This is a genomic window from Acidithiobacillus sp. TH-A117 (assembly GCF_057473465.1).
Window position 1 is genome coordinate 18,620 of the sequence record NZ_JBYCKQ010000026.1, and the last position, 12,880, is coordinate 31,499.

Consider the following 12,880-nt stretch of genomic DNA (forward strand, 5'->3'; position numbering starts at 1 on the left):
TTACATATCATATTAGTCTTATGCAGAGACATATTTCCCATGCCCTTGTTCCGGAGGAGGCTGAGGCCGCTTTTCCGGTCAGCACCGACCTGCTTGATGTTTGCCTTCTGGCGCTTAAGAATTATTTGTTATTTTCAGGAAAAAATATTGTTGGTCTGTAAATGGTATAATCCATGAAAAGGCCGGTAAAATCTCTTCCGGCGGGACGTGCGCGTCTGGTGATTGTGGTCTTGCTGCTGGCTTTTTCGGTCATGCTGTTGCGCGATATTTATCTGCAGTTGCTGGATCAATCCACTCTGCGCCAGCAAGGGCAAATGCGTTATCTGCGTTCGGTACCTTTACCTGCCAGCCGGGGCATTATCATGGCGCGCAATGGTCAGCCCCTGGCGGTGAATGTACATGCAGTGACCATCTGGGCAGACCCGGCCATTCTCGATAAACATCGTGACCAATGGGCAGCACTGGGTCGTGTGTTGCATCTTTCCCGGGCGGATTTTGCCCGTCGGGTGGCCAGCGGTGGGGCCGATTATACTTATATCGAACGTCAGGTGGCCCCGCGCATCGGCAACGCTTTGCAAAAGCTGCAGGTTCCGGGGATTTATGTGCAGAACACCAGTAGAACCTATTATCCGCTGGGGGCCGTAACAACCCCCTTGCTGGGGCTGGTGGATGAAGCTCATCAGGGGTCTGCGGGGCTGGAGCGAGGCTATAACACCTGGCTCCGAGCGCGCCCCGGCCGGGAGTTGGCGCTGGTGGATGGGCACGGGCAGATTGTGCATGTCGCCAAGGTGCAGCAGCTGGCCCATTTCGGTCATCCCCTGCGGCTGACCATCAATTCCCAGATGCAGTACTGGGCTTATATTACTTTGACTCGTTCGCTACATCATTTTCATGCCAAAGACGGTTCAGCGGTGGTCATGAATGTGCATACCGGGCAGATTCTGGCCATGGTCAGCGCCCCCAGCTGTAATCCCAACGCCTTGGGTGCTTGTACGAATCCTGGCGATTATACCAATAATGCTGTGCATCAGGCCTTTGAGCCGGGTTCTGTCATGAAGCCCTTTGTGGTGGCGGCAGCACTCGCCAGCCACAGTGTGCAGCCCGATGCCCGCTTCAACGTGTTTCATCCGCTGATAGTGGATGGTTATGCCATTACTGACGATGTCCGCCATCACATTCTGAGCATTGAAAAAATCCTCAAGTATTCCAGCTGTATCGGCGCCTCAAAAATTGCCCTCAAAACCCCGGAGCAGATCATATATCACATGTATCGCAGTGCCGGATTCGGGCGCAAGCCGGACTTGGGTTTTGTGGATGCCACGGCGGGTGTGCTGCCCGACTGGCGGAACTGGAGTCTGGCCCGCCATGCCACCATTGCCCTGGGGTACGGGGTCAGTGTCACCACTTTACAGTTGGCCGACGCTTATGCGGCATTTGCCAATGGCGGTTATCATTTGCGCCCGGAACTGGTGATGGGGCAGGCGCCAGTAGCCACCAGAATCATGCCCGCCTGGGTAGCGAGAAAACTCCGGGTCTGGTTGCAGAGCGTAGCCGAACCGGGAGGCACCGGAATTTTGGCCGCCATTGACGGCTATCATGTGGCGGGCAAGACCGGTACGGCCAATATGGCCAATGGTCACGGCGGTTTTTACGGCCACACCACCAATGCCACCTTTGTGGGTTTCGCCCCCGGCAATCATCCCCAACTGGTCATGGCCGTTTCCCTGCGCGGCAGCCATTTCAAGTGGAATTTTGGAGGGATTGAAGCGGCACCCGTATTCCGGGTGACCATGCGCCATGCCCTCCAGGAAATGAATGTGGCGCCCGCCTGTCAGCATGGTCCAATCATGCGTATTACCATTAAGCCCGGTGAAAATCTCGCAGAAATCGCCCGGCAGTACCATAGTTCAGTCACGCATCTGATGAATATCAATCAACTGCGCAATCCCGAAGATATTGACTCAGGCACTTTACTGAAAGTACCGACCCCTAAAGGTGAAAAGCATATTTGCCGTTTTGCGGCACCGCTGGTTTCCCGAGCCCAGGCAGAGATCTGGAGTGAGGGCGGGGGAGGGACCTGACAGTGAGGGCTTAGCCGTGTCCGCACGAGCACATAATTGGGCTCTTATTCATAGTGCGTCCACATACGGAGGACACGCACCGTTTTCTCTTTGGTAAAAACTTCGTAAACAATGCGGTGCTGAATATTGATGCGGCGAGAGTATGCGCCGGCAAGATCACCGACCAACTTTTCGAAGGGCGGTGGATTTTGGAATGGATCGTTGGCAAGAACCGCGAGAAGTTCCTGCGCCTTTGGCTTAAGACCCCTTGCAGCGAGTTTCTTTGCATCTTCCATTGCATGCTTGGCATAAACAACGGCCCAACTCACCATTTAAGCTCCTTCGAGCTTTTTGCGAGGGGTTCAGCTATACCTGCCTTGATGGACTCGCGCATGCCAGGCACAGCAAGCAGGTACAGGGTTTCCTGAATGGCGTTCCAATCTTCCGTAGAGAGCAGTACAGCACTGCTGCGTTTTCCGGAAATAATGACCGGTTCGTGAGACTCTGCTGCTTGATCAATGAGCCGGTACAGATTTGCGCGAGCTTCGCTGGCGGTAAGTGTGTGCATTTCGTGCTCCTTCTAAAGAAGCTCAAAAAGTACGTTATAGCGTACGCCTCGTCAAGTGGATGTGCGAGAGGCCCAATGGAGCGCAGTTTAGCGGCCTCTATCGGCCAAGCTCACCGGCAGCTTTGAGCACTGCAGAAAGCCGTCTGACGAAGCGCCTTGTTGTGGGCATAAAAGGGGGCTAGAATAACTAAGCTTCTGGATTTGGGAGGCATTATGGCTACCGAGGCACTGGAACGACTCCGTTCTGAAATGATGACGCTTCCCGAGACCGAGCGCGCGGAATTGGCCCACCAGCTGATCGAAAGCTTGGATGCGCCCCGGGACAACGGCGTTGAAGAGGCATGGGACCGTGAAATCTTGCGTCGAATTTGCATGGTTGACGACAGACAGGCCAAGCTGCTGGATCGCGAGGAATTTCGAAGGAGAATGCGGGCAATATCTGGAGCCCGGTAGTGCGGGCTGTACGGATCCTGCAAGAGGCTGCCGAAGAAGCGGCCGCTGCTGCTAATTGGTATGACAGGGAACGGCTTGGACTTGGTACGGAATTCTCTGATGCAGTCGAAGCTGCCATTGATTTGATTGAAGAGGATATTCTTCCTCTCTCTCCTATGCCAGCCAAATCCGGTGCCAAGGGCGCAAAGCGACTCATTCTCAAACGATTCCCGTACGACATAGTCGTCATTGAGCGAGCCAGCGAAGTGCTTGTTATTGCCGTTTCTCATCATTCGAGAAAGCCTGGCTACTGGCGCGAACGAATTCACCCTTAATCGGGATAGGAAGAAGCCTCACGGCCCCTCCCTCCCACACCACCGGACGTACGGATCACGTATCCGGCGGTTCGATGAATTGAATTCTTACTGGGCCGCAAGGCTCGGCACTCCCAGGTTCTTGAAGAAGGCCAATGGTAATGCAATGGTCAGCGCCGGTGTCTTCGACAGCCGCCACGGCCCATGGGCGGACTTGCTGGTGTTCCACGCTTCGCGCACCGATACCCCACGCTTGCGCAGTTCCCTATAGCCCGCCGGCCCCCATTGTTTCCAGACGTAGCAGCGTAACTTGCGTCGTATCCACTTGTCGATGTCGCGCAGAGGGCTCAGTACTTCGGCGATGCCGAAATACGCTTTCCAGCCAAGCAGGCTTTCTCTCAGCTCTGCGGCGATCACTTCCAGGCGGTTGCCTCGTGTACGACGGGTCAGTTCCCGCACCCGACTTTTCAGCTTGTCGAGGGCCTTGTCGGCCACCTTCAGCCTCTTGTCGGAGCGGCTGACCGTGAAGCCCAGGAATTTGCGTTTCCAGGGCCGATCCACCGCGCTCTTCAGTGGATTCACTGTGAGCCTCAGCGATTCGCGGGATGTCCACGCGCTTGACCGGGCTCGGGCGGTAGTGCCCCGTTTCCAGTTGCGCGCGGATTTCCAGCCAGTGGTGCTTGAGGTACTCGGGGAGTTCTTCAACGGTCATGCCGTCAATGCCCGGCACGCCTTTGTTCCGGCGCACTTGCTTCAAGGCGCGTTGCAGGTTGGCCCGGTCCAACACTTGGACCAGCAACGCGCAGGGAGGAATCGACTCGGGATGTCCATTCGATCCAGCCACGGGTTCATCCGGCGGCAGGGCCGCCGCCAGCCGAGGCTGGAGGTCTGATGCGTTCCCGTTGCTCTTCGTCATGGTCCTTTGTCTTCCATCGTTCAGGCCTTCAGCGGTGGCTGCCGCCTACTATGCCTTCTGCTGACTTCTCCACAGTATTCAGCGCCCGTCTCCAGGCGCCCAGCTTCGTTCTCTTGAAGCACCGGGGAGATCTCCCGGGGTAAGACACGTTACCTTCCTTGCGTAGACGCCGGATTTACAAAATGTACCCCAGTCGCAGATGGAGGACTTCGCGGTCACGTGCCCGCTCGTCCCGGGTGCATCACGCCTCGTATCCGGTTTTTGTTCATCGCCCCGCAATTTCGGATTGGACTTCCTCCAGACCCCGCCTCGCGACGACGCCCTTGCCCTTCTCCTTGCCTTCGGCTCTGCGAAAAACCTGGCCATAGGACTTCCACCTATGAAGTAACGCGCCATGCCCGGCGCACACGTTGAGGTGAGGGGCGCGAGCCGCATAGCGGCGAAGCGTCCCTCTCGACCGCAGGGTTGGGCGTCATACTCATTGCCGACCGGGTTGCCACTCTTGATAAGACGGAATGGTCTCTTCGTCTTGCAACCACGGTACGTTGTGCGAACACCATATGTGCATGGTCGGCTTGGAACCGGGATCTTCATCGAGTGTTGCCACGCGAACGATGACGTGGGGCTGCGCAGGGCGCTGGGCGACGAGGTGAGAGCCGCAGACAGAACAAAAATGCCTGAGCTTTCCCGCCGATGATTCAAAAGCCGCCAGCTTCTCCTTACCTTTTACCCAGCGGAAATGCTCACGCATTACGCCGGCAGTTGAAGCAAAGGCCGCAGCATGAGCCTTACGACAAGTATGGCAATGGCAATGAGAAATTGGCATGTCCAATTGATCGACTTCGTATTCAACGGCCCCACATAAACAACTGCCCTTCATGTCTTCTCCTATGCAATAGCCACGCAGAAGTCTGATGACGCCCAACGGGGTCGCGAGTTGTGCGGCACCCTCGCCGGGAGGCATCGCGCTTGCGCGGTGCCGACCAGAGAGGGCGCAGCCGCGTAGCGGTGTCCGCTCGAACGAGGGGTTCGGCGGCGCTTCGCGCCGATCCCCGCGTTTGAAAACTCGCGACCCCGTTCGCAGGCGCGAAGCGCCGGCGAACGTCGCAAATCACCGGCAGCCAAAAGCGGAACGCAGCGTAGCTTTTGGCTGTCCGAGTGCATTTGCCTTGTTAGCCGTTCACCGCATCGGACCAGCGGATATAAAACAAGAAGTACGGATCTCGTATATCAAAGACATCGTGCTCTCCATCCCACTCCACGATCCTCGTTCCGGCCGCATCATTTAGTATTTTTGCCGAATGCGAGCAGGCACTCGTAATGCTTGATCCGCTGGGGCCTCCTGTTGTACAGATATCAAGAATCCGTTTATTTAATGAGTCGTAACGAAATGTAAGCTTTGGCGGGTCGACTGATAGGGCTTTGGCAAGTAAGCGATAAACGTCTCCGTTCCATCCAAAGCGTGTTATGTAGACATTTCTATCTGAGCCCCGAGTCTTTGGGCCTTCCTTCATGAGCTCAACTACAGACCCGTAGTCCGTTGATTGAACAGTTCGTCTGCAGATATTTTCGTGAAGCTGTCTATTGTTTAACAATTCCACTTCTCGATCTGACTTTTCTCTTACACCGAGCTCGAAGCACGAATTCAAGCACAAGTATTGCATCAATTGGGGAGACCCAGCAGCTTCAGACACGAGTTTCTCAATGGCTGTATCCCTGTATCCGATACCAAGTGAAGAGAAGCCCTTATATGCAATTTTTTTAAGAGTTTCTGTACCCCAGTATTCAAAATCTATTGAAAATACTCGCCCCCGTAAGTCTGGATTGCTACGAATAACGTCATCGGCATGGTAGGGAACCGATGCACAGACAAACTTAACGCTCTTCCTAATCGCCTCTTTTATCTGCTGTGCCAATTCAGTCTGTACATTGGATGGCACATAGTGAAAGTCATCAATAAATACAACCAGGTCGGTGCCTCCAAGCTCTCTTACAAGCAACTGTAGGCAATCTGATGATAATGACGAAGATGTGGTTTCTATATCTGAAGTGGTTCTGCTAACCGAGACTTCACCTTTTCCTTTTACGACAAGTGCGCTGCCTTCAACAGCACCTTTACCTCCAACGGTACCGGTTGTACCTGATGCACGAGCAATTGATGCGGGAATTTCAGTTCCAATGATGTCAAATACCCGCATCCATAAATCGGCTGGCGTATTTATGCCAGCTCCAGTTACCTGAATCAGGCTAGTACGGCCAAGGCACTCTTCAATAAATACGGTCTTCCCTGATTTTGAAGGGCCTGCGATTGAAATCAGCATCGCACCAGCTTCGAGCGTATCTAAAAGCTGCTGCTTCTTATCCTGAAGGTGATCGTCCACAAAGGTGTGCACTGGAAATTTACCTGGCGTAAATACTTCAGATGCGTTCATTTTATCTCCTTACCAGTTTCGACTTTGGGCGTATGCCTCGTGGACAGCTAACGTAATTTAGACGACATCACAGCCGCCCTACCCACATCGCCTAAATTCTGTCCAACCCTCAGGGCTTCCAATTCTTTAAGTATCACGGCTACCTCAGTCTGTTTATGGAAACCTAAATGTATCCGGATGCCCAAGCACATGGCCACACGAAGAATTCCCTCACATCCACCCAGACAAACATAAATCATACTTTAGCCTATTCATATCAAAGCTTCCAGTCTGTATGAACCCAGCATAGGCGGTTTCGGAACGTGCATGGCGAAAATACCGCAGCATCATTTTATATGGGCACTTGTTCACGCAATGGCGCTATTTTTTTCGGCCACAATGGGCACAAAGACCATTGACCACCAGCTCCATTTCGATAACGGAATAATCCTTGGGCAGTTTGGGGGCAGCAAGCTGGCTGTCAGGCAGGCAAAATACCTGTCCACAGGACACGCAATGAAAATGGGGATGTTGCTCGGAATGTTCCTGGCGCCGGGCGCTGAAACGCCAGATCCGGTCATCGGCGGTGATGCGGTGGGCGAGTCCAATATCCACCAACCATTCCAGGTTGCGGTATAAACTGACCCGATCAACCGAACCCACCTGGCTACTTTCCAGGCGTTGCTGTACTTCCGGATGGCTCAGGGGTTGCTCGGCTTCGAGTAGGGTTTTATACACCGCCACCCGCAGGCGCGTAACCCGCTGTCCGGCATCCCGCAGCAGTTGGGTCACTTCCGCATCGCTGTGTTTGAGGGGCGCGTCATGGACATGATTATTCATGGGTTCATGCTAGAGCAGCCCCTGCATGGGTGCAAGCACACTGAGGGCATAAACAGCGGCCTTGTGATCTATCCCTACCACAAGGCCACCTGAACTCGATCATCCGATGGATAGATAAAGAGTAAGCAGGCGCATTGCTGGACAGTGAGGCATCTGCCGCGCTAGATTTTCAACAGGTCCACTCAGGAGTTTCTCATGTCCTCAGAAAATATCGTGGTCGGTCAAGATGCCCCGCAATTTCAGGCGGCTGCTTATGGTCAGCAAGCCAGCATCAGTCTCAAGGATCTGCAGGGAAAAATCGTGGTGCTTTATTTCTACCCCAAAGATGATACGCCGGGTTGCACCACGGAAGGCCAGGAATTTACGGCGCTGTATCCTGAATTTCAGGCGGCCGGGGCGGAAATTCTCGGAGTGTCTCGCGACAGTCTCGCCAGCCATGAAAAATTTGCCTGCAAATACCATTTCCCTTTCCCCCTGCTGGCGGATACGGATGAAAAACTATGCCAGACTTTTGACGTACTCAAGGAAAAAAATATGTACGGCAAAATCAGCATTGGCGTCGAGCGCAGTACTTTTGTTATAGACCGTCAGGGCAAAATTGCCTATGTGGAACGCAAGGTTAAAGCTGCCGGTCACGCTGCGGCGATACTTGATCTGGTGAAAAAACTTCCATGAATGCCAGGAAAACGGTTTCCGACGAGCATCATAAACCGCGTCTTTACATTCTCGATACCAATGTATTGATGCATGATCCTGCATCGTTGTTCCGTTTTCAGGAACACGACATTCTACTGCCCATGATTGTGCTGGAAGAACTGGACCAGCATAAAAAAGGGCTGAGTGAACAAGCCCGTAACGTGCGTCAGGTCAGCCGCCGACTGGATGAACTGTTGACCGATACGGCGGATCTAGACCAAGGCTTACCCCTGCCTTACGCCCAGGGTCGCCTGTTTTTTCAGACGGCGGCTTATCAGCAAGCCTTGCCGGAAGATCTGGCTGGCGGCAAGGCCGATAATGAGATTCTGGCAGTCACTCTGGCTTTGCAGAACCGTCATCCTGAAAAAGATGTCATTCTGGTCAGCAAGGACATCAATCTGCGCATCAAGGGCCGTACCCTCGGCATCCGTGTGGAAGATTACGAAAACGACCGGGCTCTGGAAGACGCGGATTTACTGTACACCGGTTCGGAAGTGCTCAGCGAAAACTTTTGGGAGCAGCACAGTCGGGATCTGGATGCCTGGCAGGAGAGTGGCCGCAGTTTCTACAAGATCAGCGGTCCGGCGATTCAGCACTGGCATGCCAATGAATTTATTGCCCTGAATCAGGGGGAGGAAAACACCGAGGATTTCGCAGCCATTGTCCGTGAGGTGCATCCGGAACATGCCATTATCGAGCGCATTACCGATTACCGGCACGAGCGTCACGCCGTCTGGGGCATTGTCGCCCGCAATCCCGAGCAGAATTTTGCCCTGAACCTGCTCATGGATCCGGATATTGATTTTGTGACCCTGCTGGGCCATGCCGGGACCGGTAAAACTCTGCTTACTCTGGCGGCCGCTCTGGATCAGGTATTTGAACATAAACGCTATTCCGAAGTGATCATTACCCGGGCAACAGTGCCGGTGGGTGAAGAAATCGGTTTTTTACCGGGCACTGAAGAAGAAAAAATGCAGCCCTGGATGGGGGCGCTGGAAGACAATCTCGAAATTCTGGCGCGGACCAGCGATGAGGCGGGTAGTTGGGGGCGCAGCGCCACCCAGGACCTGCTCAACAAGCGGATTCGGGTCAAATCCATGAGCTTCATGCGCGGCCGGACGTTTCTGGAAAAATTCGTCATCATCGACGAAGCCCAGAACCTCACCTCCAAGGAAATGAAAACCTTGATCACCCGCGCCGGTCCCGGCACCAAAATCGTCTGTCTGGGGAATATCGCCCAGATTGATACCCCGTATCTGACCGAAACCACTTCAGGACTGACTTATGTAGTCGATCGCTTCAAGGACTGGGCGCACAGCGGGCACATCACCCTGCGTCGCGGTGAACGCTCTCGTCTGGCTGATTTTGCCAATGAAGCACTTTAGGTGACTTGTCGGCCAGGCTGCTGACCCCTTAGACTGCGCTAGGCGTTTTCTGGGGGGGAGTGCAGGCATGAACTGGACGGTGGCCGATAGTCGTCATCTGTACAATTTGCAGCAGTGGGGCGAAGGCTATTTTGATGTGGGCGCCGATGGTCAAATGGTGGTGCGACCGGAAGCGTGCATGGACAGTCCGGCCATTGGGCTGGCCGATGTGGCTGCTGAACTCGGTGAACATTCACTGGGCCTGCCCTGCCTGCTGCGTTTTCCGCAAATTCTGGGGCATCGCGTCGAAAAATTGCGCGGCGCTTTTGCCGGAGCCATGCAAGACACGGGATACCAGGGTGGCTACACCCCCGTTTATCCCATCAAGGTGAATCAGCAGCGCCGGGTGGTGGAAGAAATTTTGCGCGCCGGGGCGGGCAAGGTGGGCCTTGAAGCGGGCAGTAAGCCCGAATTGCTGGCGGTACTGGGCCTCATGCCCCTGGGTGGTACCGTTATATGTAATGGCTATAAGGACCGGGAATACATCCGTCTGGCCCTGAGTGGCGAGAAACTGGGTCTGCGGGTGTATCTGGTGGTGGAAAAAATCTCCGAACTCCCCATGATCCTCAGCGAATCCCGGGATCTGGGTGTGCAAGCCCGCATCGGGGTGCGGGCGCGACTGGCTTCGGCGGGTGCTGGCAAATGGCAGAATACCGGCGGTGAAAAATCCAAATTCGGTTTATCGACAGCACACATACTCGAACTATTGGCTCAACTGCGTGCGGAAAATGCCCTGGATAGTTTGCAGTTGCTGCATTTTCACCTGGGTTCGCAAATTCCCAATATTCAGTTCATCAAGGGCGGCATGCGCGAATGCGGGCGTCTGTATGCGGAATTACGCCGTCTGGGCGCCAATCTGGAGGTGGTGGATGTGGGCGGTGGTTTGGGGGTGGACTATGAGGGCACCCATTCACGGGCTTACTGCTCTACCAACTATCATATAAGCGATTACGCCCATGCCATTGTCAGTGCCCTGGCGGAAGTGGCGCGCCAGGAAAACCTGCCGGAGCCCCATATTATTTCCGAATCAGGCAGGGCCCTGACTGCCCATCATGCCATCCTGCTGACCAATGTGACCGATGTGGAAACGGCGGCGGGGGAGCATCCCCTGTCCGCAGTTTCTGTGCAGGCAATGCCGGAAGAATGGCAACGCCTGCTCCAGCGTCTCGATAACGCCCAGGCTTCAGATGCGCTGGAAGTTTATCAGGAAGCCATTTATCTGCTGGGCGAAGCCCATCAGCAGTTCAATCTGGGGATGAACGCGATTGAAGAAAGAGCCCGGGCCGAAGAAGTGTATGCGCGGGTCATCTGGCAGGTCCGGCGTTTTCTGGACCCCCACAATCGCGCCCATCGGGATATTCTCGATGAGTTGGACGAAAAAATTGTCGATAAATATTTCGTCAATTTTTCCCTGTTTCAGTCTTTACCCGACGTCTGGGCCATTGATCAGATTTTTCCCATCATGCCCATTCAGCGCCTCCAGGAGGAGCCCACCCGGCGGGCGCGCATTGAAGATATTACCTGTGATTCCGATGGGCGTATTGATGCCTATGTGACCGCCGAAGGCTTGACGCCAGCCCTGCCGGTGCATGCTGTAGATCCGGACAAACCCTATATATTGGGGGTGTTTATGGTCGGGGCTTATCAGGAAATTCTCGGCGATATGCATAATCTTTTCGGCGATACGGATTCCGTCAATGTGCTCTTTGACGCTCAGGGCCAGATGTTGCTGGAACAGCCCATGACTGGGGATACGGTGGAGTCGGTACTGAATTATGTGCAGTTTTCGGCACCGGATCTGCTTGCGCGTTTTCAGAAAAAAGTCGATCAAGCTGAGGATCTGGACGCCGGGCAGCGCCATTTATTTCTGCAGCAATTTGCCGATGGTCTGCATGGTTATACCTATCTGGAGTAATTTGTGATTCTTGAACCTGATACTTCGCCTTACATCCTGCTGGGTGGTGAAAACGCCGTCCGGGCCCTGGTAAATCGCTTTTATGATCTGATGGACAGCGAAGCCCAATGGCGCAGTCCCTTGCGGGAGATGCACCCGAAGGATTTGTCTGAGTCCAAGGAAAAGCTGTTCCTGTTTTTATCGGGATGGCTGGGTGGACCGGACTTGTACGTACAGAAATTCGGGCATCCGCGCCTGCGCGCCCGCCATGCCAGCTTTCCGGTGGATGATCAGGCCCGGGATCAGTGGATGGCGTGTATGCTTCGTGCCATGCAGGAACAGGAAATGTCGCTGGAACTGTACGAACATTTGCAGACATCTCTGCAGCGCACGGCGGATTTCATGCGCAATCGTTAGGCATTCAACCCGCCGTCAGGCGGTCACTACCGGGTTGATCAAAGAACCGATGCCTTCGATGCGAACTTCACAGTGTTCTCCCGGCTGCAAAAAACGCGGTGGCTGGCGGGTGAAACCTACACCGGCGGGGGTTCCGGTAATGATCAAGTCGCCGCAATGCAGGGGGGTGACTGCTGCCAGCGCCTGAATCAACGCGGCCACATTGAAAATCAGGTCGGCGGTATTGCCGGTCTGCATGACAGTACCATCTATTAGCGTATGCAGGTTCAATCCCTTGGCCCCAAGGGGCAACTCATCGGCACTGACCAGTACCGGCCCGCAACCGCCTGTTGCCGGGAAGTTTTTACCCAGTGTCCATTGACTGGCGCGAAACTGGAAATCCCGGACGCTGGCGTCGTTGAAAATGGTGTAACCCGATACAGCATCCAGTGCCTGATTTTCCGTCAAGGGTCCGTAGCAGGTTTTACCGATGACCACAGCGAGTTCGCCTTCGTAGTCCAGTTCCTGAGAGTTTGCCGGGATACGCAGGGCCTGACCATGGCCCACTAGAGTATCGGTAAAACGCGTAAAAAAGTTGGGAAATTCTGCCACAGGCGCCGCAACTTCAGTGGCATGGCTTTGATAATTCAGGCCGGCACAAAGGATTTTGCTGGTTTCCGGCAAAGGCGGTAAAAAAATCAGTTGTTCAGGATCCAGTATATCCTGGGAATGGGCACGATTGAGCCGCTGCTCCAGATCATTACGCAAACTGCCGCTAGCCCCCAGCAAATCGCTGAGTGACAGACGTGGAGCGATGTTGCGGAGGGAAAACAGATCCCTGCCGCGCCATAGTGCCAATTCGACATTACCATGGTGACTGACTTGACTGAGTTTCAATGCGGGCTCCTTTGAAGCGGGCAAAAGGATTG

General features: G+C 54.4%; 14 protein-coding genes. 7 read left to right on the top strand and 7 right to left on the bottom strand.

Going from position 1 to position 12,880, the window contains the following annotated elements; translation table 11 throughout:
- The first annotated feature begins 173 nt into the window (after positions 1-173).
- Positions 174-2,081: a penicillin-binding transpeptidase domain-containing protein gene (locus AC2VLR_RS05905; RefSeq protein WP_486881281.1), complete on the top strand. Its 1,908-nt coding sequence runs from the start codon at positions 174-176 to the stop codon at positions 2,079-2,081.
- A gap of 44 nt (positions 2,082-2,125) precedes the next feature.
- Here the strand turns inward: AC2VLR_RS05905 and AC2VLR_RS05910 are convergent, their stop codons facing one another.
- Both AC2VLR_RS05910 and AC2VLR_RS05915 read right to left on the bottom strand, forming a co-directional pair.
- Positions 2,126-2,392 (bottom strand): Txe/YoeB family addiction module toxin, encoded by a 267-nt coding sequence (locus AC2VLR_RS05910; RefSeq protein WP_486881282.1) that lies wholly within the window; start codon positions 2,390-2,392, stop codon positions 2,126-2,128.
- Entirely contained in the window at positions 2,386-2,628 is a 243-nt protein-coding gene (locus AC2VLR_RS05915) for a type II toxin-antitoxin system Phd/YefM family antitoxin (protein WP_486881283.1), read from the bottom strand. The genes AC2VLR_RS05910 and AC2VLR_RS05915 overlap by 7 nt, the downstream gene beginning before the upstream one ends.
- A 213-nt stretch (positions 2,629-2,841) precedes the next feature.
- Here AC2VLR_RS05915 and AC2VLR_RS05920 point away from each other — a divergent pair, with 213 nt between their 5' ends.
- On the top strand, positions 2,842-3,081 hold the full coding sequence (locus AC2VLR_RS05920) for an addiction module protein (RefSeq protein ID WP_486881284.1): 240 nt from the start codon (positions 2,842-2,844) through the stop codon (positions 3,079-3,081).
- Positions 3,081-3,395 carry a hypothetical protein gene (locus AC2VLR_RS05925; protein WP_486881285.1) on the top strand — a complete coding sequence of 105 codons (315 nt, stop codon included), beginning with the start codon at positions 3,081-3,083 and terminating at the stop codon, positions 3,393-3,395. The genes AC2VLR_RS05920 and AC2VLR_RS05925 overlap by 1 nt, the downstream gene beginning before the upstream one ends.
- Positions 3,396-3,482: 87 nt before the next feature.
- Here the strand turns inward: AC2VLR_RS05925 and AC2VLR_RS05930 are convergent, their stop codons facing one another.
- The 4 genes from AC2VLR_RS05930 to AC2VLR_RS05945 form a co-directional block, all read right to left on the bottom strand.
- Positions 3,483-3,956 carry a group II intron maturase-specific domain-containing protein gene (locus AC2VLR_RS05930; RefSeq protein ID WP_486881286.1) on the bottom strand — a complete coding sequence of 158 codons (474 nt, stop codon included), beginning with the start codon at positions 3,954-3,956 and terminating at the stop codon, positions 3,483-3,485.
- An 812-nt stretch (positions 3,957-4,768) separates the two neighbouring features.
- The gene (locus AC2VLR_RS05935) at positions 4,769-5,170 is read right to left on the bottom strand and encodes a GFA family protein (protein WP_486881287.1); all 402 of its coding nucleotides are present in this window, start codon (positions 5,168-5,170) and stop codon (positions 4,769-4,771) included.
- A 292-nt stretch (positions 5,171-5,462) separates the two neighbouring features.
- Entirely contained in the window at positions 5,463-6,722 is a 1,260-nt protein-coding gene (locus tag AC2VLR_RS05940; RefSeq protein ID WP_486881288.1) for a hypothetical protein, read from the bottom strand.
- A gap of 360 nt (positions 6,723-7,082) precedes the next feature.
- Positions 7,083-7,541 (bottom strand): Fur family transcriptional regulator, encoded by a 459-nt coding sequence (locus AC2VLR_RS05945; RefSeq protein WP_486881289.1) that lies wholly within the window; start codon positions 7,539-7,541, stop codon positions 7,083-7,085.
- A gap of 195 nt (positions 7,542-7,736) precedes the next feature.
- Between AC2VLR_RS05945 and AC2VLR_RS05950 the strand changes: the two genes are divergently transcribed.
- From AC2VLR_RS05950 to AC2VLR_RS05965, 4 genes are all read left to right on the top strand, one after another.
- Positions 7,737-8,216, top strand: a complete 480-nt coding sequence (locus AC2VLR_RS05950) for a peroxiredoxin (protein WP_486881290.1) — start codon at positions 7,737-7,739, stop codon at positions 8,214-8,216.
- On the top strand, positions 8,213-9,622 hold the full coding sequence (locus AC2VLR_RS05955; protein WP_486881291.1) for a PhoH family protein: 1,410 nt from the start codon (positions 8,213-8,215) through the stop codon (positions 9,620-9,622). Before AC2VLR_RS05950 ends, AC2VLR_RS05955 begins: the two co-directional genes overlap by 4 nt.
- Positions 9,623-9,689: 67 nt before the next feature.
- Positions 9,690-11,576, top strand: a complete 1,887-nt coding sequence (gene speA / locus AC2VLR_RS05960) for a biosynthetic arginine decarboxylase (RefSeq protein ID WP_486881292.1) — start codon at positions 9,690-9,692, stop codon at positions 11,574-11,576.
- A gap of 3 nt (positions 11,577-11,579) precedes the next feature.
- Positions 11,580-11,972, top strand: coding sequence for a group II truncated hemoglobin (locus tag AC2VLR_RS05965; RefSeq protein WP_486881293.1), 393 nt, complete (start codon positions 11,580-11,582; stop codon positions 11,970-11,972).
- Positions 11,973-11,987: 15 nt separating this feature from the next.
- On the opposite strand, the gene AC2VLR_RS05970 is transcribed toward AC2VLR_RS05965, so the two are convergent.
- Positions 11,988-12,848: a fumarylacetoacetate hydrolase family protein gene (locus AC2VLR_RS05970; RefSeq protein ID WP_486881294.1), complete on the bottom strand. Its 861-nt coding sequence runs from the start codon at positions 12,846-12,848 to the stop codon at positions 11,988-11,990.
- Positions 12,849-12,880 lie beyond the last annotated feature (32 nt).